Source organism: Embleya sp. L77, assembly GCF_055557415.1.
Genome location: NZ_CM145710.1, coordinates 1,704,325 through 1,728,501, shown reverse-complemented (window position 1 = coordinate 1,728,501; position 24,177 = coordinate 1,704,325). Strand labels below are relative to the sequence as shown.

Annotated in this window: 17 protein-coding genes; 7 read left to right on the top strand and 10 right to left on the bottom strand. The window is 71.7% G+C overall.

The annotated features are described in order from the left end of the window. Window positions 1–84: 84 nt before the first annotated feature. Window positions 85–1,638, top strand: a complete 1,554-nt coding sequence (locus ACZOOI_RS37435) for a protein kinase domain-containing protein (RefSeq protein ID WP_465284023.1) — start codon at window positions 85–87, stop codon at window positions 1,636–1,638. Window positions 1,639–1,739: 101 nt separating this feature from the next. Beyond that, window positions 1,740–2,303 (top strand): helix-turn-helix domain-containing protein, encoded by a 564-nt coding sequence (locus ACZOOI_RS37430; RefSeq protein WP_465284022.1) that lies wholly within the window; start codon window positions 1,740–1,742, stop codon window positions 2,301–2,303. A 36-nt stretch (window positions 2,304–2,339) separates the two neighbouring features. Here ACZOOI_RS37430 and ACZOOI_RS37425 read toward each other — a convergent pair whose 3' ends face one another. Further along, the gene (locus ACZOOI_RS37425) at window positions 2,340–3,413 is read right to left on the bottom strand and encodes an AraC family transcriptional regulator (RefSeq protein WP_465284021.1); all 1,074 of its coding nucleotides are present in this window, start codon (window positions 3,411–3,413) and stop codon (window positions 2,340–2,342) included. Window positions 3,414–3,695: 282 nt separating this feature from the next. Between ACZOOI_RS37425 and ACZOOI_RS37420 the strand changes: the two genes are divergently transcribed. Next, complete coding sequence (locus ACZOOI_RS37420) at window positions 3,696–4,664, top strand: helix-turn-helix domain-containing protein (RefSeq protein WP_465284020.1); 969 nt, start codon at window positions 3,696–3,698, stop codon at window positions 4,662–4,664. Continuing rightward, a complete protein-coding gene (locus ACZOOI_RS37415) occupies window positions 4,651–5,844 on the top strand; it encodes a hypothetical protein (protein WP_465284019.1) in 1,194 nt (397 codons plus the stop codon). Before ACZOOI_RS37420 ends, ACZOOI_RS37415 begins: the two co-directional genes overlap by 14 nt. Before the next feature lie 59 nt (window positions 5,845–5,903). Here the strand turns inward: ACZOOI_RS37415 and ACZOOI_RS37410 are convergent, their stop codons facing one another. Further along, window positions 5,904–6,839 (bottom strand): hypothetical protein, encoded by a 936-nt coding sequence (locus ACZOOI_RS37410; protein WP_465284018.1) that lies wholly within the window; start codon window positions 6,837–6,839, stop codon window positions 5,904–5,906. Window positions 6,840–7,225: 386 nt separating this feature from the next. Here ACZOOI_RS37410 and ACZOOI_RS37405 point away from each other — a divergent pair, with 386 nt between their 5' ends. Then, entirely contained in the window at window positions 7,226–8,221 is a 996-nt protein-coding gene (locus ACZOOI_RS37405; protein WP_465284017.1) for a hypothetical protein, read from the top strand. Between the two features lie 100 nt (window positions 8,222–8,321). Here the strand turns inward: ACZOOI_RS37405 and ACZOOI_RS37400 are convergent, their stop codons facing one another. Further along, window positions 8,322–9,467 carry a Glu/Leu/Phe/Val family dehydrogenase gene (locus ACZOOI_RS37400; RefSeq protein WP_465284016.1) on the bottom strand — a complete coding sequence of 382 codons (1,146 nt, stop codon included), beginning with the start codon at window positions 9,465–9,467 and terminating at the stop codon, window positions 8,322–8,324. 126 nt (window positions 9,468–9,593) lie between these two features. On the opposite strand from ACZOOI_RS37400, the gene ACZOOI_RS37395 reads away from it, so the two are divergent. After that, the gene (locus ACZOOI_RS37395) at window positions 9,594–10,577 is read left to right on the top strand and encodes a LysR family transcriptional regulator (RefSeq protein ID WP_396005903.1); all 984 of its coding nucleotides are present in this window, start codon (window positions 9,594–9,596) and stop codon (window positions 10,575–10,577) included. Between the two features lie 804 nt (window positions 10,578–11,381). On the opposite strand, the gene ACZOOI_RS37390 is transcribed toward ACZOOI_RS37395, so the two are convergent. Next, entirely contained in the window at window positions 11,382–12,245 is an 864-nt protein-coding gene (locus tag ACZOOI_RS37390; protein WP_465284015.1) for an LAETG motif-containing sortase-dependent surface protein, read from the bottom strand. 723 nt (window positions 12,246–12,968) lie between these two features. Here ACZOOI_RS37390 and ACZOOI_RS37385 point away from each other — a divergent pair. Beyond that, complete coding sequence (locus ACZOOI_RS37385) at window positions 12,969–14,666, top strand: helix-turn-helix domain-containing protein (RefSeq protein WP_465284014.1); 1,698 nt, start codon at window positions 12,969–12,971, stop codon at window positions 14,664–14,666. A 22-nt stretch (window positions 14,667–14,688) separates the two neighbouring features. Here ACZOOI_RS37385 and ACZOOI_RS37380 read toward each other — a convergent pair whose 3' ends face one another. The 6 genes from ACZOOI_RS37380 to ACZOOI_RS37355 all read right to left on the bottom strand — a co-directional run bounded on the left by ACZOOI_RS37380 (window position 14,689) and on the right by ACZOOI_RS37355 (window position 24,087). Then, complete coding sequence (locus ACZOOI_RS37380; protein WP_465284013.1) at window positions 14,689–15,669, bottom strand: hypothetical protein; 981 nt, start codon at window positions 15,667–15,669, stop codon at window positions 14,689–14,691. Continuing rightward, entirely contained in the window at window positions 15,662–16,855 is a 1,194-nt protein-coding gene (locus tag ACZOOI_RS37375; protein WP_465284012.1) for a hypothetical protein, read from the bottom strand. The genes ACZOOI_RS37380 and ACZOOI_RS37375 overlap by 8 nt, the downstream gene beginning before the upstream one ends. An 8-nt stretch (window positions 16,856–16,863) precedes the next feature. After that, on the bottom strand, window positions 16,864–19,143 hold the full coding sequence (locus ACZOOI_RS37370) for a transglutaminase TgpA family protein (protein ID WP_465284011.1): 2,280 nt from the start codon (window positions 19,141–19,143) through the stop codon (window positions 16,864–16,866). After that, window positions 19,140–20,321, bottom strand: a complete 1,182-nt coding sequence (locus ACZOOI_RS37365; RefSeq protein WP_465284010.1) for a DUF58 domain-containing protein — start codon at window positions 20,319–20,321, stop codon at window positions 19,140–19,142. Before ACZOOI_RS37365 ends, ACZOOI_RS37370 begins: the two co-directional genes overlap by 4 nt. Beyond that, the gene (locus ACZOOI_RS37360) at window positions 20,321–21,358 is read right to left on the bottom strand and encodes an AAA family ATPase (RefSeq protein WP_391584249.1); all 1,038 of its coding nucleotides are present in this window, start codon (window positions 21,356–21,358) and stop codon (window positions 20,321–20,323) included. The genes ACZOOI_RS37365 and ACZOOI_RS37360 overlap by 1 nt, the downstream gene beginning before the upstream one ends. Window positions 21,359–21,444: 86 nt before the next feature. Then, a complete protein-coding gene (locus ACZOOI_RS37355; RefSeq protein WP_465284009.1) occupies window positions 21,445–24,087 on the bottom strand; it encodes a fibronectin type III domain-containing protein in 2,643 nt (880 codons plus the stop codon). Between the last annotated feature and the right edge of the window lie 90 nt (window positions 24,088–24,177).

Sequence of the window (24,177 nt, the reverse complement as noted above, 5' to 3'; positions counted from 1 at the left end):
ATCAGGATTGCACTTGCAAACAATGGATTACCGGTGAGTAATAGCCCCTGCGGAGCGTCCGAACCCCTGCGCTAGGGTGACGACGTGCCCACACCGCTAGCGGGTCGTTTCACCCTCGTCGATCCCGTCGGAACCGGAATGTCCGGCACCGTATGGCGGGCTTTCGACCATCGGTTGGGTGGTTACTGCGCCGCCAAACTGGTGCGTCCGGCCGACGCGGGGCTGCTGCTGCGGGTGGTGCGCGAGCAGGGGTTCAGGCTGGAGCACCCGCACGTTTCGTCGCCCTACACGTGGGTCGCCGACGGCGACGTGCTGATCGCGATGGAGTTGTTCGAGGGCGGGTCGCTGGCCTCGCTGATCCGTGATCACGGCGCCCTGCCGCAGGCGTATGCCGGGGCGATTCTCGGCCAACTCCTGGACGCCCTGGAGCATGTGCACGCGGTCGGCCTCGTGCACCGCGACGTCAAGCCGGCGAACGTCCTGCTGGAGGTGACCGGACAGGATCGACCCCGTTGTCTGCTCGGCGACTTCGGCCTGGCCCTGCCGCGCGAGGGCCCCAGGCTCACCGAAGCCGGTCACGTGGTGGGTACTTGGGGCTACCTGCCGCCGGAGGCGTCGACCGGCGCACCGCCGGACGTGCGTCGGGATCTGTACGCGTCGGGCATCCTGGCGTGGCAACTGCTCACCGGCAGCGAGGATCCGCCCGACGGGCCGCCGGACTTCCCCGTCGACGGCGGCCCGTTGTGGGACCTGGTGCGCACGCTGACCGAGCCCGAGCCCGGCGCGCGACCGGCGGACGCCGCGACGGCGGCGGCCCGGCTCCGGGAGATCGCTCCGGGCCTGGGGCCGGTGGCGCCGGCGTCGACCGAGGACGGCGAGCCGATCGAGGTCTTCGACGTGCTGGGTCCGCTGCCGGAGGGTGCCCCGGACGGCCCGGTGCTGCGCGACGTGGAGCGCAGGTCGGACACGTGGCAGGAGAGTCGCCGGCCGAGCCCGCGCGGAGCCTCGTCCGTGGTCCGGGTCGGCGCGCCCGCGCCGGAGTCGGCCGCCCAGCCCCCGCCCGTACCGCCGAACCCACCGGAGTCGGCCGCCGAGCCCCCGCCCCTACCGCCGAACCCACCGGAGCCGGCCGTCGCGCCGTCGACTCCGGTCGCTGCGCCCGAAGCCGAGGCGCCGTCGATCTCGCTGTGGTTGCGCGCGGCGGAGCGAAACGCGGCCGACCCGATTCCCGTATCGGCCACCCCCTTCGAGGCGGCCGAAAATCGCGGCGCGTCCCGGCGGGTGGGACGCCGGGGCACGTGGGTGATCATCGGCGCCGTGCTGGCCGTCGCCGCGGCCACGGCCGCCGTGCTCACCTCCGGCGGTGGTGGTGCGGAGGATCCGGTCGGCCCCGGCCCGACCTCCCCGCCGAGCGCACCGGTTCCCTCGGCGGCCCATGGTGGCGGGTCGAGCGGCAAGGGGACGGTCGATCCGTCCGCGTCCCGGGTGTCCACGGCGGTACCGGAGGAGGTCGTGCCCGGCGGCGCGTGCAATTGGTACGAGGTGTCGGCGGAAGCGCCCGTACCGGGCGGCGGACGCGTGCGTTGCACCTATCGGGAGGACGGGGCGTATCGATGGATACCCATCCCGGCGTCGTGAGTCCGCCGGTGGGTCGGTGTCGGGCCGCACCCGCCCGGCGACCTTCGATTCACCGGGGGATTGCAATTGCAAACGCGCGACTCGCAGTGCATGATTCCACGGTGGCCAAGTCGCAGGAGGACCAGGAAGCCATCGCGCGCAATCAGGCGCGGCAGATGGAGTGGTACGGCGAGCCGCTGCACGACCGTTTCCGGCGGTTGCTGAAACGGCTGGGCGCCTCGCAGATGGAACTGTCGGCGATGCTGGGCCTGTCCGCGCCGATGCTCTCGCAGCTGATGTCCGGTCAGCGGGCCAAGATCGGCAATCCGGCGGTGCTGGCCCGACTCCAGGAGGTGGAGGCGCTCGTCGCCTCGACCGACTTCGACCGCCTGACGGTCGCCGACCGCGAGGCCGCGCTGGAGCGCATCCGCGCACACCAGCCCAGCACCCGCACGGCCCTGCGTCTGAACGGACCCGAGGTGCTGTCCGGGCCGCGCGCGGACCCGGCCGCAGCGGTGCACGCGGTGCTGCGCGCGGTGGCCTCGGCCGCCGAGATCGAGTCCGCGGCCGAACTGCTCGCGAACCGCTACCCGGGCCTGGCCGAGGTGTTGCGGGTGTACGGCAACGGACGTACGTCGGACGCCCGGGAGCACTTCCAGGCCACGGTGGGCCCGCCCACGCTGTAGCCGAGCCGGCCCCCACGCGCGTGCCGGGTACGCCGGTCAGACCGCGGCGCGGGATACCGCCGGCGCCGCCGCGCCGTGGCGCAGGGTGTGCGAGGGCAACTGCCCGTACGTCTCGCGGTACATCGACCCGAAACGGCCCAGGTGACCGAAGCCCCACCGGAGCGCGATGTCGGTGACGGTGTCCCGGGATCGCCCCTCGGCCACGTTCAGCAGATCGGCGTGCGCGCCCGCCAGTCGCACTCGACGCAGATGCCCCACGGGCGTCACACCCAGGTGGATGCGGAACTTCTCCTGGAGCGTGCGCACACTCATCCCGGCTGCCGCTGCGATGGCACCGACCGAGATCGGTTCGCCGGCGTGCTCGGCGCAGTACGTCAGCGCCCGGCGCAGACCGTTCGGTTCGCTCGACCCGGTCTCGGGTCGCGGGCCGGCGCCGTGGGCCGGGGCGCAGGAGAGCAAACCGTGCACGAGGACCTGCTCGAAGTGCCGTGCGGCCGACCGCGAGCCGGCCAGGTGTCCGGTGGCGTCGACCATCGCGCTGAAGTCGCGGGCCAACGAGAGCCATTGCCGGACACCGAGGTCGGTGTTGTCCAGGTACGGACCGAGCGTCGGGGCCTTTCGGTGACCCCCGACGGCTTCCCGGCCGATCGCCCGGTCCAATACCTCGCCGGGGATGCGGACGATCACCACGGAGGTGTCGGGTTCCCAACTCAGTCGGGCCGGCCGGCCGGGGCTCAACACACAGGGGGAGAGCGCACTTTCCACGTCGTCGATGACGACCCGACCCCAGCCGCGGTGCCGGATGGGGATCAGGTGGTCCGCGGAGTTGCCGTCGAAGTACATGTCGGCGCGGACGCCGTAGGCGAGTTCGAGAATGGAAATCTCGCCCTCGTGCAGTATCCGGAAGTTCGCGTCGATCCGCCCACCGGGCACGTGCAGCCGATGCGGACCCAGTCGCGAGGCCACCGCCGCATGCCCGGCGGCCGGGTCGGTCCCCCGGTAGAGCACGCGTCGATGCGCGGTGGCCTCGACCGAGGGAGCGCGCTCGACCGCGGGGCCGGCGGGCCGGCGCGCGACCAGGACGGGGCGGAAGGGGATGGCTGCGGACATGATCTCCCGACTCTTCGCATCGATGGAAGGATTCACGAGGCTGCGGGCGGATTGTGAGGTCGGCCGATATGCACCCGACCATCCCTTTTGCCCACACCGTATAAACGCCTGCTCGATCGCCTCGACATCGGATGTCACGGACCGCGTTCGAATGAACGCTCTTTTGTAGAGTGTCGGTGGATAGGAGGTGCGGCATAAGGTCGAGGACGTTACCCGTCGCTGATAAATTCACGGGTAACTACGCGGGCCGCGCCGGGTCGGCCCCGTGACGGGGAGCTCGATATGCCGAAGATCGATGACCGCAAGCCCTTTCCCACCGAATTGTTGGCCACGCCGGCCATGATTCGAGCCTGCGCCGACCGCGACCTGGGGGCCATATTCCGGCTTGCCCAGGACGACCTCGGATTTACACTGAGTAAATTGGCTCGGCTGTGCGAGATGACGCCCAGCAGGGTGGGCGATTACGTCAAGGGAAGGGCTCAGGTGCGTCAGCAGCACGTCATCGAGCGTGTTTCCGAGGGGTTGCGGATTCCCGGCGAAATGTTGGGCCTGGCCCCCCAGCCGTGGGAGGAGGACCGCGCCGCGGAGGCCGGCGGTCCGGCGGCGGAGCCGGTCCGCGCCGTCGCGGACGATCACCCCGAGTCGATGCCGTGGGACGAGCCGGGAGACACCGCACATCCGTTCGGGGACGCGGTCGAACTCTCCCTGAAGGTGGACATCGAGGTCGGTCGCGAGGGAGACGTGCGGTTGACCTACCGCCAGGTGGTGCTCAACCTCACCGGCCGCCCGCTCACCCGCATGGTCCGGGAGATGTGGTTCGAGCACACCCGGGGTCGATTGACCATCACGCCCACCGACGCCTGCGATCGGCAGATCGCCATCCAGCGGCTGTACGACACCACCGGCCTGAGCAAGTTCGCCTGCCAGATCTCGCCACCGGTGCCGCCGGGGGAGACTACGGTCATCGAATACGTGTGTGAGGGAGGGATGTTCGTGGATTCGACGTACTGGCGTCAGGCCATCGCGCGGCCTACGCGAGACTTCTCCCTGAGCGTGACCCAGCACGGGGTCACCGAGTTCCGCGGGTGCGGTGCGATCGAGCAACATCCGGACGGCTCGGAGAATTCGGTGACCCAGCACACCCGGTGGAGTCTCGACGAGGATCGACTGCACGTGACGTTGTCCAGGCAAGACCTGCACGCCAATCAGTACGTGACCCTGCGTTGGGATGTGGTCCATGACAGTGCGTAACGAGATCGAGGCGGCGATACGCGCCTGGCACCATCTGGAGATCGATCGAGGCGGCGCCCCGATCATCGACTTCGACTTCTTTCCCGAGGCCGAGCCGGTGGCCGCCGCCTGCGATCGGCTGGCGGTGCACGCTCGGCTGAGCGACCTCGCGGCGACGCCCGCGGTGGCCGACGCACCGCGTCTGGCCACCCGGGTGAACGCCGATCTGGCTTATCTGGGCGCCCAGTTGGGGGAGCGGCGGGATCTCGACGAGTACGTCCGCGCGACCCAGGGTTGCGCCGCGGTGGGCTGGTCGGTGGACTACGTCGGCGAGCGCGCGGCCATCGCCCGGGAGCTGCTCGGGGAGCTGGGGATCGGTTGGCACGACGCCACCGATCGGGAGCTGCGGATCGCCGAGGAGCCGTTGTCCGCCGACTCGGTGCCGGCCGAGATACGCGCGGCGACCGCCGACTTCGAACCGGCCGTCCGCAAGGTGACCGAGTCCGAGGCGTCCTACGAGCTGACCATCGAATGCGTCGACGTCGACGCCTACTGGGCCTATTGGCTCGACGGCGCGGGACGCCACGTCCGGCTGCGGCTCAACCCGCGCAACGCGCGCTTCACCCGGGTCGGCGCCCGACAGTTCGCGCTGCACGAGGTGCTGGGTCACGGGCTCCAGGCGGCGAGTTTCGCCCATCGATGCACCAGCGAGGACGTGCCCTGGGTGCGCGTCCTGTCCGTACACGGACCCACGCAGGTGGTCCTGGAGGGGCTTGCCCAGGCACTCCCGTTGTTCGTGGCCCCCGACGACGCGGTGTTGATCGCGCGGGTGCGGCTGGACCACTACCTGCAACTGGTGCGCAGCGAACTGCATCTGGCGATCAACCGGGGCGTGGGGGTGGCCGCGTGCGCGGCCCATGCCCGGGCCCGGGTGCCGTTCTGGACCGACGAGCAGATCGCCGATCTGATCTGCGACCGGGGAGCCAACCCGCTGCTGCGCTCGTACCTGTGGGCGTATCCGGCCGGCTTCGACTGGTTCGTTCGGTTGGCCGAGGAGGCGGGACCGGTGGCCGCCGACGTGCTGCGTGCGGCATACCGGGCGCCGCTGCTCCCCGACGACCTGTACGACCTGTGGGGGGACGGGCCACAGGTGGGCGGGAGCGGGACTCCGCTCGCGCCGCCCGCGCTCACGCAGCGCTGACCGCCCGGCGCGGCCCCGCCGGGGCGGGGCCGCGAAATCCGGGTCGAGTCACCGCGCGATCAGGCGCAGGCCCGCACTTGCGCCATCCGCCTGCGGGCCGCCCGCGCACCGGGAGAATCCGCGATCCCACCGGCCGCGTAGGCGTCCACCACCAATGCGCCCACCGCGTCCGCCACGGCCGAGTCGGGGACCCGCAACCAGGAGAAGTGCGCGTTCGCGGCCATCCGCGCCGGCCAGTCGCCGGGCTCGGCCAATGCGTCACCGAACGCGACCGCCTCGGCGTACAACCGCACCGCCAACTCGGGCCGTCCCATGACCAGCGCGACATATCCGTGAACCTCGCGCATGGCCAGACGCTCCGCCGGATCGGTTGTCGTGGCCGCGCCCGCGTCCAGATCGGCGGCCATCGCCAACGCCCGGGCGCCGTCCCCCGCCTGCACCGCGCCGCGAATCAGGTCCAGCACCAGCCGCTGCTCCCGCCGGGGCGCGGGCAGCCCGTCCGGCAACCGGTCGGGCTCGGTGGCCCGGTCACGGGCCGAGGGCGCAGCGGGCTCGCCGGCGGCACCCGGCGGGGCCCAGGTCGGCCGAGGTGCCATCGACGCGGATTCGGCCGTCGAGGGCGGTTCGACCGGGACGGGCGGCGACGGCGGCCGAAGGGGTACGGGTGCGGGCACCGGCGCCGCGGCCTCCGGCGTGTGGTGACGTCGCCCGAACAGACCGCGCCGTGGCGCCGCCGCCGGTATCGGCGCACCCGCCTCGGCGATGGAGCGGTCCGCGTACACGTTCAACGGAAAGATCGTGCCGTCCGCCTCCACCGCGTGCACCCGCACCGGATGCCCGAGCAGGCGCGCCTGCTCCGCGACGACCGCGAGTGCGGTTCCGCGCGGATCGCCCCCCGGCGGAACCGGAACGGTTTCACCGGCCACGCGTACGGATTGGTCCGCCGAGATCTCGACGGTGATGACGGGCCGGTCGGGTACGAGGCCAGTTGTCATGGGGGGCTCCTCAATATCAGGAATCGGCGCACAAGCGACACGGCGGTGACACGCAGTTGGAAAGCGCTTACGGAATCGACCGGGCTCACGACCGAATGCCAGCGCACCATCGCTCGATCCGGGCGCCTACCGGAAAGGGGGATGCGGAACGGATTTGCAGCATACATTCGGGGGCGTGACACGAACAGCGGCAGTTGTCGACGGGCGCAACATTTCGAGGATAAAATAATCGTTGCGGTGACTTTCGATTCGATGCGGTCGGTGGCATCCCGGTTACTTTCGGGTTTACCGAGTTCGGGTAACCGCAACGACCTTTGCGCGCGCGCCCGAGGCCCGCATGCTGGCGGCAGGTAAGGCACGATCTCGCATCGGCGGAGAGAAAACGCATGAAACTCCCGAACAAGGTCGACGCCCTCGACGAGCTCACGGACGCGATCGAGTTCCTGTCCCCGGCGCGGACGGCGGCGGCCGTCCGACGGCTGGCGGCGGTGTATCCGCACACCGCCCTCCCGGATCTCTACGAGAAACTGGTTGCCGTACGCCGGTGTGCCACGGCCGGGCCTCGGGGCGCGGACCCGGACGATTCGCCGGTCGACCCGTTGACGAAGGCACTCGCGCTCGGCATCCACGGGTGGTCCCGGCACGACCTGGGCGATACCCGCGAGGCGTTGGCGACGACCCAGGCGGGAGTGGTGAGCGCGGTCGTGGACGCGCGCGACCCCAGTGCCGAAGTGTGGCTGCGCGGAGTCCAGTCACTGATCGCCTATCGCGCCGGATGGGTGCACGAGGCGCTGCGCTACGCCCGACTGGGCGCCTCCGTGCACGACCCCGCGGTGGGCACGGCGTCGGTGTGGGTGCATTCCCTCGTCGCGCTGACCCAGGCCACGCTGGGCGACGCGCTCGCCGCGTCGGCCGCGCTGCGCGCCGCCGCCGATGCCCGCGAGTTGTCCCGCCGGGACGAACTGGACGAGATCGGCGGCCTGTTGCACTTCGATCCGGCCAGGCAGAGCACCTATGAGGCGCTGACCCGGGCCTTCATCCCCGGCGCGGAACGTCGGGCGATCGAAGCCGCGGAGAGCGCCCTGAGCGGGTACGAGGCGGCCGCCCCCACCGGTTACTCGCGTTCGGACGAGATGCTCGCCCGGGTCGCCATCGCCCTGGCCTACGCGAGCCTGGACGAGATCGAGGCGACCACCGAGGCGCTGCGTCCGGTGCTGGGACTGGACTCGGCCTGGCGTGTGCACGGACTTCTCTCCCTGCTGATGGTGGTGCACGTACGGCTGCGCCGTCCGATGCGGGCACGCGAGACGCGGGTGCGCGAACTCCAGGAGGAGATCGAGACCTTCTGCCAGATGCCGCTGTCCCTGGACCTGTACACCTGAGCCCGATCGAGCGTCCGAGTCCACCGCGGTGCAGCCATGCGAAGGGGGTCGCGGGTCGATGATCGCGTGCGATCACGACGTCCGCGCGGGGACACCGCGGTCAGCGCGGTACCCGTCCCTTGAGTCGCATTGCCGCGTGCACCCGATCCTGGGCCAACGAAAGCGCGGCCTCGTGCGAGGTGATCCCTCGACGCGCGGCCGCCTCGTGCACGAGCACGGCGTTCTCCCGCAGCTTGGTCGACACCGTCGCGCGGATCGACTCCGGATCGGGGCGAAACGCCGAGTAGCGCGCGTCCATGGCGAACCCGGCGGCCACCACGCCGCCCGCGTTCGCGATGAAGTCGGGCACCACCACGATGCCCCGATCGGCGAGCACCCGCTGGGCGGCCGCGGAGGTGGGCAGATTGGCGCCCTCCACGATCAGTCGGGGGGCGATCGTGCCGGCCGTCGCCTCGTCGATCACGTCCTGGATCGCCGCCGGCACCAACACCTCGGTCGGTACCGACAGTTCGAACCCCAGGGGGTGCACGGTCCCACCCGAGTACTCCTTGATCGCGAGATCGCCGCTGTCCGCGTGCAGGCTCAGCAGCCGGGTCACGTCCAGGCCGTGCGGGTCGTACAACGCGCCGTGCACGGAGGAGACCGCGACCACCGTCGCACCGAGTTCGGCGAAGCGGCGGATCGCGGCCGAGCCGACCGCGCCCAGCCCCTGGACCGCCACCCGCGCGCCCCGGAGCGGCAAGCCGACATGGGTGAGCAACGCGTCGGCGACCTCGGCCACCCCGAACCCGGTGATCCCGAGCCGGTCGTAGGGGACTCCGCCCAGGACCGCATCGGTGCCGACGGCCGTTCCCCGATCGCCCAGTTCGTCCTGGACGATGGCGGCGTCGTCCTCGGTCAACCCCATGTCCAGGCCGAACACGTACTCGCTGGGCACCTCGTTCGAAAGTGCTCGGGCGAACGCCCGCAGCACCGCCTCCTTGTCCGGGCCGGCCGGGTCGTAGACGATCCCGGCCTTGGCCCCGCCATAGAAGAGGTCGACCGCCGCCCATTTCCACGTCATCACCCGGGCCAGTCGGGCCACTTCGGTGGTACTCACGGTCGGGGACATCCGGGTACCGCCTTTACCCATGCCCCGGGCGGTGTTGTCGATCACCAGCACGCCCTTCATCCCGGTTCGGGTGTGTGACACGGAGACGACCTTCTCCGGCCCCCACTGATCCATCAGCGACAGGACATCCGACATGTCGAAGCGCTCCTTCAATCCCGACGATCGATACGGCCACCGTGCTCCAACAGCGTCGTGGCACGCACCGCCGGTTCCTAGAGGCGACAGCCCGAGACCTCGTTCGAGCGAGGCCAAGGAATCCTGATGCTCAACCCCTTGCACTTGCGCACGCTCGTCGAAGTGGTGCGCACCGGATCGTTCGCGCGCGCCGCGCGCCGCACCGGATACACCGCCTCGGCGGTCTCCCAGCAAATCGCCGCATTGGAACGCGCCGTGGGCACCCCGCTGTTCGAACGGGAGGCGCACGGCATCCGGCCGACCGGGACCGCCTTCACGATCGCCGATCGAGCACGCGACGCGATCGCGGTGCTGGACAGCCTGGAGCGCGACATCCGCGACGTGGTGCAAGGCCGCAGCGGCCGACTGAGTCTGGGTACGTTCCCCACCGCGGGTGAACGCATGGTGCCGTACGCCGTGGCCGAGCTGACCCGGCTGCATCCCACCGCCGAGATCCTGTTGGACGAGGCCGAACCGGACGACCTGTTGCCGCAGGTGCAAAGCGGCGACCTGGACCTGGCCCTGGTCTTCGCCTACGACCTGGTGCCGCGGGTGTGGCCGAAGGAGCTGACGGTTCTTCCGCTCGTGGAGGAGACCCTGGCCCTCCTGCTGCCGAAGGGACACCCCGCGCTTCGCGAGGACGGGGTCGACGTCGGCGAACTGGCCGAGGAGCGCTGGGTGGCCACTCGGGCGGGGACGGCCGGCGCCACGAGCCTGTTCCGGGTGTGTGCCGCACATCGGTTCGCGCCCAGGGTCGCCTTCCGCAGCAACGACTACGACGTCGTCCAGGGTCTGGTCGCCGCCGGAGCCGGCGTCGCCATCGTCCCGGGCCTGGCCTATCAGGCCCGGGAAGGCGTGGTCGGCGTGCCGTTGGCGCACACGCCCTCGCATCGCCGGGTGTCCGCGCTGTATCGCACCGCCAATCGCAATCCGCTGCTGACCGCGGCCATGGACGCGTTCGTGTCCGCCGGCCGGGGACTCCAGGACCGCTTCGTGCGGGCGGACGAATCGATTCGCCATGCCCCGGACTCGAACCCCGAACCATCCCGGCGCCACGAGGAGGCGAGCTGACCTCGGGCGGTCACGGTCAAGCGCCAGATCGGCTTGGCCTTCACGTCAGATTCCCGCAGCCTGTGCGGACTTGGCCGAGGCCCGCGCATGGCGCACGCTTGTCGCACCGAGGGGCCCGGTCGTCGCCGGCGGCACCCGGCCACTCGGATCGCGACACGGATTCCTCCTGGAACGATTCTCGCCGTCATTCAGGAATGGAAGGGAACTGAGATGACTTGCTCCACTTCGTCGCCCGGCCGAGGCCGCGGCGGCGGTACCAGAGACGGTTATCGCCACGCCGGGACGCGAACCAGGCCGGGCGCGCACTGCCTGCCCCGACCGGTGGTCCAGCCGTCCGACCACCCGACGTCCGCCCCCGCGGGCCGAGGGAACTGAGCGCCGCGGATCGTTCGGCGGCCGGGCCTTCCCCCTCAATGGCGCGGGGGATGCGCACCCTCCCGGCCATCGCCGACCGATCCGCCGCGCCGGTACCGGTACGGAACCGGGGTTCCATCCCCGCCCGGATCCGTACCCACCATGGCGGCCCGGGTGGATGAGTCGCGCCGTGTCCACCCGGGCCGCCTTGACGGAGCCGAGCCATTCCCGACCGCACCGCACACCGCACGTCCGAACCCGTCACGACGACCGAGCGCCGACCCGTAGCCGGGTCGGCGCTCGGTCGTCGTTTCCGTCGTGTTTTGCCCGACCTCGCCGTTCTCGCCGTCCGCACACCCCCGAGACCGACGCGGCGGGGCCGGGTCCGACCCGAATCCGGCCCCGCCGGTGGCACCCGACGCTGCCGCGGCGGGACGAACAGGATTGCTATCAGCGAGAGTTGTTCGGTCGGCGGCGCACCAGCAGCAGGGCGCCAACGCCGGCGACCAGGACGGCCGCGGAGGCGCCGGCGATGCGGCCGAGGCCGCTGCTCGCGCCGGTCCGGGCCAGGCCGGGTACGTTCGCGGCGGGGGCGGGCGGCCGTTGCTCGTCCGACGGCGTGGCCTCGGGCGTGGTCGTCGGCGGCGCGGTGGTCGGCGCTGCGGTGGTCGGCGGTGCGGTGGTGGGAGCGGCGGTCGTGGGCGGCGCCGTCGTGGGAGCGGCGGTCGTCGGAGGTGCGCTGGTGGGTGGCGTCGTGGTGGGCGGTGCGGTCGTGGGCGGCTTGGTCGTCGGTGGGGCGCACGCCTTGCCGCCGTTCCAACCGGCGATCAGGTCGAGCGGATACTTGGCGTCGGGATAGTGCGGCAGCGGGTTGGCCTTGCCGTCGAAGACCTTGTCGTTGCCGTACAGGTCGATCTGGCCGAAGCAGGGCGGCGCGTGCTTGGAGATGTCGAGTACGGCGCTCTTGTGGTCACGACCGAGGGTCACGGTCTTGGAGCCGAGATAGCGCTGGGTGCCCGAGGTCTTCCAGGTGGGCCCGTCCGCGCTGTAGGCGGCGAGCGAGACCTTGTACGAGCACGACTTGGGTACCTCGCCCACGATGCGCACGCTCACCTTGGTGGCGAGCGCGCCCAGCAGACCCGCCGAGGACCACTTCTTTCCGCCGTCGATCGACCATTCGACGCGGGTCGACCCGCAGGTGTTCTTGGCGTCGTCGGCCGCGTGCGCGGATCCGGCGACCAGGATCGGCCCGACGAGCGCCAGGGCGCCCACCCCCAGGCCGGCGGCGAGCGAACCGATAGGGCTTCGTTGCACTGAAAGGCTCCCCGAACTGGGTGGGATGCGGCGACCCGTCCGATGACGGAGTCCGGCGGGTAGATTCTCGCCGCGTATCGGTGTGCGGCAAGGTCGAGTCGCTGAACCGTCTCGGGTATACGCACCGGTAGCCCCCGTTCTCGGCGACGGCGCCCGCACGGAATCATCGATATCGACCGTATCGGGCCGACCATTTCCGCGGCGCATTCGCGACGGCACGGTGTGTGAGTGGAATTGCATATCCGAGAGCGTGCCGAGAGCGTGCGCGCGTGACGTGATATGCGCGGTCCGTGACCGGCGGAGAACGGCACCCGCCGCATCGCGGCCGGGGAGCTGGGCGCGGGCGGGCGATCGGCCGTCCTGCCCGTCCTTCCCCGGGCGACACCCGGGATGCCGCCGGGCGAGGAGCCTCGTCCGGGCCGAGCGGGGCGGCACGCCGCCGCAGCCCTTCGGCGCCCGGGAGACATTACGAAACAGTCTCGACCGAATTTGCTCACGGTGAATTCCACGCGATCGTGCAGGTAAAAATAGCGAAGCCTATGTTACCCGCAGGTATACCCGAGCTGGATAACGCACTCGACCTTATCCGAGTTCCGCGGGCGGTTGAAAATCCGAGCAATGTGCCTTATCCGGCGCGGGTCATGCTTCGGGCGACACATCGGTCCCGGACGGTCCACCCGACGCATGCCCGCTCCGTGATCGGCCGGACGAACGGGGGCGGTAATGAGCGCGACGTATGTGGAGAAGGGCCAGGTCCTCCACCGGAGCCGGACGAGTTGTCCCGGCCTCGCCGAGGGGCGTCCCGAGCGGGCCACCCCGCTCGCCGACGCCCGCCAGGATCTGTACGGCGACCCGTTTCATCCGGACGCCGACGGCGAGCACGCGGCGGAGCGGCGCGTTCGCGACCTGCTCACCGCACAACGGCTGGCGGCCGGCCCGAACGGGACCCGCGATCTGCTGCGCTGGCTCGCCCATCGCACCGGCGCGCACATGCGCATCGTGGACCGCGAAGGGGCCGTGCAGCACGAGGCGTTCGGGCCCACCGGCCGGCCTGCGACGCGCGACGTGGGCGAACGCGGCGAGACCGGCCACACCTTCGCCCTGGGACCGATGGGCGAGCGGGACGCACCCGAGGGGACACTGCACGTCGTCGGCCGCGCCGCCGCCCTCGACCGCACCGAAGGCCTGCTCGCCGATGCGGTACCCGTGCTCGGTTGGGCCTGGAGCGCAGAGCGAACGGCCGCGGAGCGCGCCCGGATCGCCGAGGCGGGCGCGCGCAGTCGGCAGGCGGTGCTGCGACTGCTGAGCGCCGGTCATACCGCGACGGCCAGGGACGTCGCGCTGGCCATGGGCTCCCCGCTTCCCGACGTGGTGAGCGTGCTCGTGGTCCGGTTCCCCGAAGAGCGACGCCGGGGCATCGAGCGCGCGGTGCAAGGGCTGGCCGGCGCCGGCATCCGATGGGCGCCGGACCTGACCTGGTCCGATTGCCTGGTGTTGCTCATCCCCGTGGAGGGGAGGGCGCCCACGACGTCGGAGTGTCGCGACGCCCGGGAGCAGCGACCCGAGGCGGCTCATCGGGTGGCCGATCGACTGGCCCGGGAGTTCGTCGACGTCCTCGTCGGAGTCGGCGACGCGTTCGCACTCGAATGCACCTCGGTGGCGTACGAGCAGGCCGCCCAGGCGCTGTCGCGAGCTCCGGTCGGTACGGATCGGGTGGTCGCCTTCGGCGAACACGCGACACCGGAGGAGTTGATCGGCCGCGCCGGCGCGGCCTGGGCACGGCGGCGGCTCGCGCCGTTGCGCACGTATCGGCCGACCCGGCGCGCCGATCCGGGGGCCGACGAGTTGACCACCACCCTGGAGACCTGGCTGCGCCTGGGGGGACGGGCCTCCCGCAGGCTGCACGTGCACCGCAACACCTTGATCGCGCGTTTGAAGACCGTGGCCGCGCTCCTGGAGGTGGATCTGGATGCGCTGGCCGTGCGCGCCGAACTGTCCCTGGCGTTGCGGATCCTGGCGCTGCACCCCGGATCGGGGCAGGACGCCGCCGGCCGGCCAGGCGCGGCGGAGGCCGGTTCGGCCGACGAGGCCGAGGAGGCCGTGACCGTCGACGATCTGCTGGCCATGCCCCGGGTTCGGGCCTGGGCCCAGGAACGGGTCGGCCCGCTCGGGTCGCGGTCCCACGACGTGGAGACCCTGCGCACCTGGCTGGACTGCGACGCACGCATCGAGCCGACCGCCGCGGCCCTGGCGATCTCCGCGCCGGGAGTGCGCAAGCGCCTGGTCCGGATCGAGGAACGCCTGGGCACGGGGCTGATCGGTTGTCCCGCCACCCAGGTCGACCTGTGGCTCGCCCTGAAGACGGGCGCACTCGGCGCGATCGACGCACCGACCGAGCGGCACACCGCTGCGCGATCCTGAGCCGGCGCGGGGCGCGGGCCGGTCAAGCCCGTGCCCCGCGGTCGAGATCCACGTGCGCCCGACACCGATCGGCGTTCTCGGCCAACCGGTCCCGCCAGCCGTCTCGATCCACCGGGTGCGAGTCGCACAGGGCGAGTGCGTCGGCGTAGAGCCGGGCCGCCAGTTCCAGTCGGTCGGCCAACACGGCGACGTAGGCGTAGATCTCCTGCGTGGCCACGACGGTGCCGATGTCACCCGACTGTGAGGCTGCCCTCGCCATGGTCTTGGCGACGATCAGCGCCCGGTCCGGCTCGCCCCGGTCCAGCGCGCGCGCCATCACCGCCAGAGCGTGTGCCTGCGCGGCCGTCGGCGAAGGCCCGGCCGGCGGCCCGTCGTCGGTCGGCGGATCGGGCAGCGTCTGCGGTTCGTACACCGGTTGTTCGGACGTCGGCGAAGGTGCGGGTTGTTCGGACGTCGGTGAAGGTGTCGGTGGTTCGTAGGCGGGCGAGCGTCCCGGCTGTTCGTACGCCGGCGAGTGCGCGGGCTGTTCGTACGTCGGCGAGTGTGCCGGTTGCTCGTAGATCGGCGAGTGCGCGGGCTGTTCGTACGTCGGCGAGTGTCCCGGTTGGTCGTAGGTCGGCGAGTGCGCCGGGCCGCCCCGGACCTCGCCGGGCCGCTGCGTGCCCGAGTGCGGACGATCCGGCCTCGGCGATGCCTCGGATCGTCCGCGGCGCAAGCCCCGGCCGCGCCGAGCGGGCTTGGCGGGCACCGGATCCCCGGCCTGGGCGACGTTGCCCTGCGGGTCGACGATCAGCGGGAAGGTCGTGCCGTCCGGCTCGACGGCCTGTACACGTACCGGGCGGCCGAGACTGCGCGCGGTTTCCGCGGCGACCGCCAGGGCCACGTCCCTGGGGTCGCGGCCGGGATCGACCGGGACGGACAGCCCATCGATCTCCAGGGTTCGGTCCGCGCTCAACGTGATCAGGACGACGGGCCACGCGGGGACGGCGGCGTTGTCACTCACCGGAGGCTCCCGGTTCGCTCGGGTCGGCGGAATCGGCGGTCGTCGGCGGCTCGGATCGGGTCGCCGAGGCTCGCGGGCACACCGGGTCCGAGCGGGACATCATCATGCTCGGCGTACCGCTGACGAGTGTCGTGACCACGACGCACGAGTTCGGGCCGACCGGCGCGCCGGCCAACACCGCGGTCAATTCGCCGGCCCGCGGCACCTCGGTCTTCTGCACGGCACCGTCCCGGCTCTGCGCGACGACGAGATACCCGACGATCAGGTCGGTGCGTTGCGGCGGCTTCCAGAAGACCAGCAGCCGCCCCTCGAACGACTTCACCGAGACCCCCTGGGGGCGGTACGGCGCGGCCGCGTCCGGTGCCATCACGGTCGCCGGCACCGGGGCCGCGGTGGTGGGTTGCGCCACGGGTTGCTCCTTGCGGCCGGCGAGGACCAGGATGCAGGCCGAGGCGATCACCATCACGACCAGGCCGGCGATCACGAACACGACCCAGCGCGGACGGCGTTTGGGCGCGGGGAACCAGTCCTCCGCCGACTCGGTCGAGACCTGGCGGAAGTCCCAGCCGAACTTCTCGGCCGGTTCCGGCATCGCCGGCGCCTCGACAGTGGCGCGGGATTCCGGCTCGGTGCCGCCGTCCGATTCGGTGCCGCCGTTCGGTTCGGTCGCAGCGGCCGGTTCCGTGGCGGCGGCCGGCGACGCTTCGGCGGCGGGCATCGGGTGGTGCTGCTCGGCCTTGGGGTCCATCGCCCGCGCCAGCGGCGCGTACGTCATCTCATCCCCGCGCGTGGAGGGTTCTTCCGCCGGCGACGAGGGCTTCTCGCGCTCGGGCTCCGGCTCGCGCGCCGGAGGCGGATTGCGAGGTGGCAAGGGAGGGCCCGAGGGAGGGGCCGGGATCGACGCGGCGTTGTCCGCGTCGGGCACCGACTGCCGCGGCTCGCCGCCGATCGCCTCGACCGCGGGCAGGAACTGCGTGTGGCCTGCGTCCACTTCCGCCGCCGTGACGCCACCCGCGGTTGCGAGCCCCGCCGACCCCGACCCCGCGTCCGCCTCCGCCGGCGGTGTCGGCGCGATGTCGCGGACGTACGGCCACCACCTCGGTTCGTGCAACGCGGGTCCGCTGCCGGACGGGTCGTCCCGGTTCGGGTCCGCCGAGTTCGAGGTGCCGCGTCGGTCGATGGTCACGTCTGAGCTCACTCTCGTCCCCTGTCGGGCGATCGGAATACCAGCGCCACCGAACTCGGGCGCATCCTGTGACCGGCCCGGACGTGCGCGCGGGGCCGCCCGTCGAGTCGCCGGACGGCGCCCGCCACGATCGCCCGATCCCGCCACGCGGCATCCGCGTCCGCCTGGTCGATCGTGCGATCGCCATAGGCGATGTCGTTGACCAGGGCGGCGAGTTCGGGCAGCCGATCGGCCGCCTCGCTCGGCAGTCGGGTCGCCCCGTACTCGGCGACATCGCCGACCGTCAGCGATGCACTCGTGCGCATCCCGGCGCCCACCAGGTCATCGCCGATCTGTCGCCAGGCGCCGATGACCTGCTCCCGCGGTCCTCCCCGGCGACGGCGCCGCCGCCGGGCCAGGACCGGGCCGAGCCAGGCCGACACCAGGTATCCCACGACGCCCACGCCCACGCCCACCGCGGCGTACAACTCCCAGCGGGTGCGCGCCCGGTGCGCGGATCGCGGAGTCTCGGGGTCGGGCGCGGGCCCGGACCGGGACTGACCGGCGATCTCGCGATCCTTCTCCGCTCGGGTGATCGGCTTGGCCGGCGTGCTGTTCGCGGGCGCCTTCTGTTCCGGGGCCTGCTTGCGCGCACCCGTGTCCGTGGCCTGCCCCGGGGTGGGGAAGAAGGGCACCCAGCCGACGCCCTCGAACTCGACCTCCGGCCATGCGAGTACGTCACCGCTGCGCACCTCGCGCACCCCGTTCGCACCCTCGCGTCCGGCCGAGAAGCCGACGACCACTCGGGCGGGCAGGTTGAGCGTGCGCGCCATCACCGCGAAGGCGGTGGCGAATTGCTCCGACGTGCCCTCCTTGGAGGTCTCCAGGAAGAACTGGAGGTTGCGGTACGAGTGTCCGGGGACCGCCGAGATGTCGTAGCGGTGGTTGGCGCGCAACCACTGGGCCAGGCGCAGCGCCTGCTGATAGGGAAACGTGCTGCCCGAGGTGGCCAGGGCGGCCTTCGCCCGGAGCGCCTCCAGGGCCGGGATCGGTCGTCCCGCCGCATCACTTTCGGGCAGGACCGTGTTCGCCGGATCGTGTGCCGCCGGCAGGTACTGCAGGCGGTCCGGATCCAGCGCGGGAAGGCGCGCGTCGATCCGATACCGCGTACCTGAGCGCAGGCCCGAACCACTCGCGATCACGCCGCTGTCCGGATCGACCCGCAACCGCAGATTCGGTGCGTCCACCCCGGTGGGACGATCGCTCGTGGGCAGCCAGATGTCGCCCAGGTCGCGCAGGGTCACGTGATCGACCACCGAGGCCAGGACGGCCGGCCGGCCGTCGGGCGAGTCCGGCACCCGGCCGGCGGTGGCGCGCAGGTCCCGCACCGGATACCAGCTCGACCCGTCGTAGCGATCGAGCACCGTCAGACGCCAGTAGCGGTCGGGCGCACTGGGACCGTCCACGCTGAACATCGGCTGGTCGGGGGACATCAGCCACGCGGAGATGCGATCCAGCGGACTGATGCCGGTCAACCGTTGCGGAGGCGGCGGTTCGACCAGGTCGCGCAGATCGGGAGGACGCCGGTCGCGCGTACCGGGCAGATCGGGACCGAGCAGGCCGGCCACGCACGCCAACGCGACCACGATCGGCGCACCGACCAGCGCCGTACCCATCGCGGGTCGCCGTTGGGGCGCCCGGATCAGCAGCAACAATCCGATGGCACCGATCAGGGCGACCATCACCGCGACATTGGAACCGGGCCCGCCGACGCCCAGCACGACTGGGACCACGACGGCGAGCAGCGCGGGCAGGGCGGGCAGGGACACGGTGGCGGTGCGCAGCGCGAGCTCGGCCGACGCGAAGGCCGCGACCCACACGCACACCGACACCAGGACGAGCAGTTCGCCGTCGGGGGGAGCGGGCAGCACGGTGGTCAGGATCGACTTGGGCGCGTTGACGACGGCGGCGCCGATGTCGCGCACCCCGCCGGGGGTGGGCACCACATATCCCACCGCACGATCGCGGAAGAGCGTCCCGGACACGACGAGCAGCCAGGCCAGCGCGGACAGGACCACCGAGGGCCACAACGGCCTGGTCGCGCGGGCCCGTTCCGCATCGGTCACGAAACGCTTCGGGCCACCGGAGCAGGCGGCCACCACGAGGGTGGGTACGATCGCGGACAGACCCGTGACGAGCAACACCTCGCGGGCTTCGAAGACCCGCCGGAACGCCAGGCCCACGCACAGTGCGGCCAGGGTGGTGGCGACCAACGACCACCCGCGACGGTGAATGCCGGGGCCGCTCATCGCATCGCCTCGCGGTGCCACGCGCGGGCCAGTTCCTCCAGGTCGGTGACCAGCAGCCTGGTCACCTGCGTGGGCAGGGGCAGGGCGGGCGGCGGCGGCCCACCGGGTGCGGCGACCCGGACCAGGATCACCCGATCGAAGCGGCGGGTTACCCGTCCCAGCGCCTCCAGCGCGGAGGCCGACTCGACGCCGGTGACCACCACGAGCGTGTCACTGTCGCGACCTCGCTCCAGGATGTCGAACGTGTCCCGCAACGAGTGCGACGCGTCGGCCTCGACCACCGCGAACAGATCGAGCAGTCGGCCCGAACCGGGTTCGCGATCACGCTCGTTGGTCAGTGGCCCGGCGCCGGTGAATACCCGCAGCGGGAAGTTCTTCCCGGCCACGGCGGCGGCCACCGACGCGGCCACCTCGACCGCCGTCTCGAACGTCTCGGTCGCTGTCGACCACGGCGGCCTGCCGGTGTACGAGCCGGGCGCGGTGTCCAGCACGGTCGTGGTCGCGGGCAGGCTCACGTCGATCATCCGCCGGACCATCATCACCCCGGTACGCGCGGTGGAACGCCAATGCACGCGCCGCAGATCGTCGCCGAGGGTGTACTCGCGCAGCGAGTGGAAGGTCAGCGTCCCGTCCTCGGCCGTGTCCGAAGTGGGCCCTTCCAGATGGTGGGTGCGGCCGGCGGGCAGCACCGGCAACGGGACGGTGCGCGGGCGGACCAACAGGGTCTCGACCGAGCCGTGTTCGCGCGTTCGCCGACTCAGGCCGAACGGGTCGCTGCGCACCAACGACATGGGACCGACCGCGACCGGCCCGCGCACGTGGGTGGGCAACGGGTAGCGGGCACTGACCTCCGCCCCCGGGGGCACCACCGGCAGCGTGGCCGGATAGACCGCCTCGCCGGCGACGTGGTCCTGGGCACGCAGGCCGCGCAGTGGCCGGGTCCCGGTGTTGACGAGCACCACGACCGCGTGCGCGGCATCGCCGCGCGCGACCTTGACGGGTACGACCGTACGTCGGGCCCGGACCGAGGGCCGGGGCGCCGTCCAGGCCAGGGCGAGCGCCACGGCGGCCAGCGCGGCGATCCCGAGCACCCGGGCCTCGCCGTATCCCAGTCCCCAGCCCACTCCACACAGGGCCGCACCCACCGCGAGCATTCCGCGACCGCCGGTGGAGAGCATCAAGCGTGGCCCTTCGTGGCGGTCGGCTGCGGAGCCGGCACCCGATCCAGGATCTCGTCGAGCACGTCGGCGGCCGTGACACCGCCGAGTTCGGCGTCCGGGGCGAGGAGCAGACGGTGCGTCAGGATCGGGCGGGCCAGCACCTTGACGTCCTCGGGCAGGATGTGGCCGCGCTCCTGCGAGGCCGCGCGGACGCGCGCCGCCCGCACCAGGGCGACGCTGCCGCGCGGGCCGGCGCCCAGCCTGGTGTGCGCGCTCTCGCGGGTGGCGCGGGCAAGGCGCACGGCGTAGTCGACGACCGGCCCGGCCGCGCTCACATGGTGGCGGGCGACCTGGACGAACTCCTCGATGTGCCGAGCCGTGGCGATCACCGGAAGACCCTCGACCGTCGCCCCGCCGCCCGCGCCCGAGGCGACCGCGACCTCGGAGGCGAGGTCGGGATAGCCGAGGGTGACGCGCATCAGGAAGCGGTCCAACTGTGCCTCGGGCAACGGGTAGGTCCCGGACATGTCCACCGGGTTCTGCGTCGCGATGACGATGAACGGACGCGGGACCTCGTGGGTGATCCCGTCGACGGTGATCCGGCCCTCCTCCATCACTTCGAGCATCGCCGACTGGGTCTTGGGCGAGGCACGGTTGATCTCGTCGCCGATCACCACGTGGGCGAAGACCGGACCGGGCAGGAATTCGAAGGTGTTCGTCGTCTGGCGGAACATCGACACACCGGTGATGTCGGACGGCAACAGGTCCGGGGTGAACTGGATGCGATGCCACGACGCGTCGATGGAGGCGGAAATGGCCCGGGCCAGGGTGGTCTTCCCGGTGCCGGGCACGTCCTCGACGAGCAGGTGGCCCTCGGCGAACAGGGCGGTCAGTGCGAGGTCCACGACATCGCGCTTGCCGACGACGACCCGTTCGATGTTGTCCCCGAGCGCGCGGAAGCACTCGCGGAACAACCGCAGGGCGTCGCCGGTGTGGAAGCGGGTGGCCTCGGCCGGCGGGTTGCCGTTCACCGAGGTGGCGAGCTGCTGGGTCACGGTGCTCCAGACGGGTGGAACGGCGGGTGGCGGGAGGATGAGGCCCGCCACCCGCGAGTGAACACACGAGGGGTGAAGCCGCGGGACTACTCGCACTCCCAGAGCGAAGGCGAGAACGTGCCCTGGTCGGCCCGGGGGGTTCGGATGTACAGGTCGCTGACGTAACCCGTGGCGTCCTTGCCCGGGCCGGTGTAGACGACCCGGTCCCAGATGGCGCTGCGCACATTGGTGGCGGTGCGAGTCACGTTCTCGCCCTTCACCTGGCACTGCACGGTGATGTTGCCGGTGTAGTTGGCGCCGATCTCACCCCTGCGGGTGGCGGCGTCGATCCGCGGACCGGCGTGGATGCCGATGCCGATCGAGTTGCTGCGGTTGGGGCCGACCTTGTACGTGCGCGGCGGCGGGGTCAGGTCGATCGTCGTGGTGGCGGAGCCACTGCCGGCGGCGTTCTTCGCGGTGATGGTGACCGGATACTTGTTGCTGTTCTTGAGGTCCTTGACGACATACGTGGTCGTGGAGACCGTCACGGGAGCGCGGTTGCCGACCTTGACCTGATAGGTCGTCTTGGCGTCGGTGCCCTTGGGCACGGTCCACTTCAACGTCGCCCCGTGGCCCCCGGTTGCCGGGGCGACCGTGACGCCGGCCGGCTGCGGCGGCTTGACGCACGGTTGGATGGGCTGGGACCAACCCGAGTTCATCGTCTTGCGGCCGGCGTATTCGGCGCTGACGTAGAACTTGTACTCCTTGCCGCACTCACCGCCGGAGACGGTGAACTTCATGGTGCCACCGGGACCGATCGAATCGGGGGTGACGGAGAGTCCGGCCGTCACATTGCCCAGCGTGTAGCGGGTGGGCTTGGCGCCGTCCGAGGGCGTGAAGGTCAGCGTGATCTTGCCCTGGCTCGACGTGGCCTTGGGCGTGCCTGGGGCCTTCATCTCGGGCGGGGTGGTGGACGGCGGTGTGGACGTCGGTGTGGACGGCGTCGTGCTGACGGGGGGTTTGCCGGTGTCGGTCGGGCTCGCGGTACCGGTCGGCCCGCTCGTGGCCGGCGCGCTCCCGGTCGCCGACGCGGTGGGCGTACCGGCCCCGGGCGTGGTCGGCCGCGAGGACGGCGGCTTGGGCACCTCGATCGGATCGTTCGGCGCGGTGTCCGTGGGCAGCGGCACGGGTGCCTGCGGGTCGCCGGTCGCCGACGGTCGAGGGACGGGCTTCGGCGCGTCGTCACCCGGGAACGGCGGGACCGGATCGTCGTCCGGCACGTCCTGCGGGGGCGCCTCGCCGCCGCCCGGCAACTGCTGGTCCTCGGACGGCGGTTGCGTGGGCGGAGCGGTGGTCGGTGGGGCAGTGGTCGCACCGGTTCCCGGTGCCTTGCTCGGGGTCGGGGTCGACTGGTCGCCCGGCACCCCGTCCGCACCCGGTTCGCCGTCCTTGCCGATCCGGTGGATGCGACCCTGCACGTCGACGACGGCCGCCTCCGCGTTGTTCTGGTCGTTGACCCAGAGGAGGCCGTTGTTGACGTACGTCTCCAGCTTCCCCTTGACGCCGGTGACCTTGATCGGCTCCTCGAATTTGGCCTGGACCGTGTTGTAGACGAGCAGCGCGCCCGTGTCGTGGTCCGGCACGTAGACCTTCGCGCCCAGCACCGACGGGCTTCCGTAGGTGTGCTTCCCGGTCTGGATCGGCGTCGCCTGGACGGAGCCGCTGTTGATGTCCACGAGGATCAACGAACCGGTGTCCGAGGCCAGGAAGGGCACGATCGCCCCCTCGTTGACGCCCGGCACCAGGAATTTGTCCGGTGCGCCCTTGGTCGCGTCCGTCGGCAGCTTGAAGGTGCTCGCGACGGCGGTCTGGGACAGGGTCATGGCCTTGCCGGCGCTCACGTCGGTGACCAACACCCGGTCCGCGCCCGATTTCTGCCCGCCCTCGTTCGACGGAGGCGCGGCCTTGACCAGAGTCAACAAGAGCTGGTGCCCGGGCTCGGCGACCTTGATCGGCGCCCCCCGGTCGGAGCCGCGCACCGGTACCACCTCGCCGGTGGCCGACAGCGGCACCCACAGGGTGCCGTCGGCGTCCGCCTGGGTCCTGCCCAGCGGGATCGGCGCCCCCTGGGCGTCCTGGAACACGATCGGCGGGCCGATCGTGGCGAACGAGCCGAGCGCGTTGGCCGCGTCGGTGGTGGGTCGCGGGTCGATGCGCTGCACCTCCCCCTTGCCGGGGGTGATGCGCCACGCGTTCCCGCCGCCGGTGGCGATGTCCTGGTTGGGAGTTCCGTCGGGTGAGCTCTGGGCAACGGTGAGTTGGCGGGGGTCGATCTGGTTGAGCTGCCCGGTCCGCTGATTGAGGACCAGGACGGTCTTGCCGTCCGTACTCACCTGCAAGGTGGTGGGGTCCTGGCCGCCCGGCAGGGTGATCCGGGCATCCACACGCCCGGTCAGACCGTTGACGTGGACGACCAGATTCTTTCCGCCGCTGGGCAGCCACGCGCCGACGTCCGAGAGGTCGGAGTCGGCCCCCGCCGCGCCGATGCCGACGACCACCGAGGCGGCGACGACGGAGACGGCCGCGCCGATCGCGACGATCGCGGTCGGACGGTTGCGGTTCAGGCGCAGGCGGGACAGGCCGGGTATGCGGGACAGCCGGCTTCCGTGCGGCGCGCCGGAGCGCCGCTCGGGATCGGGTTCCTCGGCCGACGACGAGGCCGGCGAGTCGGGCGCGGAGCGCTGGGACATGGGGCTTCTCCCTGGAACACGGACCGGTCCACGATCCTTGGGTGGCGAGTACGCGGCCGAAGCCGGCCGGCGTGAACGTCGACGCGTTCT

Excerpts from the sequence above, each read along its gene's own strand:
- ACZOOI_RS37425 (WP_465284021.1), bottom strand. The coding sequence starts at position 3,413 with ATGTCCGCAGCCATCCCCTTCCGCCCCGTCCTGGTCGCGCGCCGGCCC.
- ACZOOI_RS37420 (WP_465284020.1), top strand. The coding sequence starts at position 3,696 with ATGCCGAAGATCGATGACCGCAAGCCCTTTCCCACCGAATTGTTGGCC.
- ACZOOI_RS37415 (WP_465284019.1), top strand. The coding sequence starts at position 4,651 with ATGACAGTGCGTAACGAGATCGAGGCGGCGATACGCGCCTGGCACCAT.
- ACZOOI_RS37410 (WP_465284018.1), bottom strand. The coding sequence starts at position 6,839 with ATGACAACTGGCCTCGTACCCGACCGGCCCGTCATCACCGTCGAGATC.
- ACZOOI_RS37405 (WP_465284017.1), top strand. The coding sequence starts at position 7,226 with ATGAAACTCCCGAACAAGGTCGACGCCCTCGACGAGCTCACGGACGCG.
- ACZOOI_RS37400 (WP_465284016.1), bottom strand. The coding sequence starts at position 9,467 with ATGTCGGATGTCCTGTCGCTGATGGATCAGTGGGGGCCGGAGAAGGTC.
- ACZOOI_RS37395 (WP_396005903.1), top strand. The coding sequence starts at position 9,594 with ATGCTCAACCCCTTGCACTTGCGCACGCTCGTCGAAGTGGTGCGCACC.
- ACZOOI_RS37385 (WP_465284014.1), top strand. The coding sequence starts at position 12,969 with ATGAGCGCGACGTATGTGGAGAAGGGCCAGGTCCTCCACCGGAGCCGG.
- ACZOOI_RS37370 (WP_465284011.1), bottom strand. The coding sequence starts at position 19,143 with ATGAGCGGCCCCGGCATTCACCGTCGCGGGTGGTCGTTGGTCGCCACC.
- ACZOOI_RS37365 (WP_465284010.1), bottom strand. The coding sequence starts at position 20,321 with ATGCTCTCCACCGGCGGTCGCGGAATGCTCGCGGTGGGTGCGGCCCTG.
- ACZOOI_RS37355 (WP_465284009.1), bottom strand. The coding sequence starts at position 24,087 with ATGTCCCAGCGCTCCGCGCCCGACTCGCCGGCCTCGTCGTCGGCCGAG.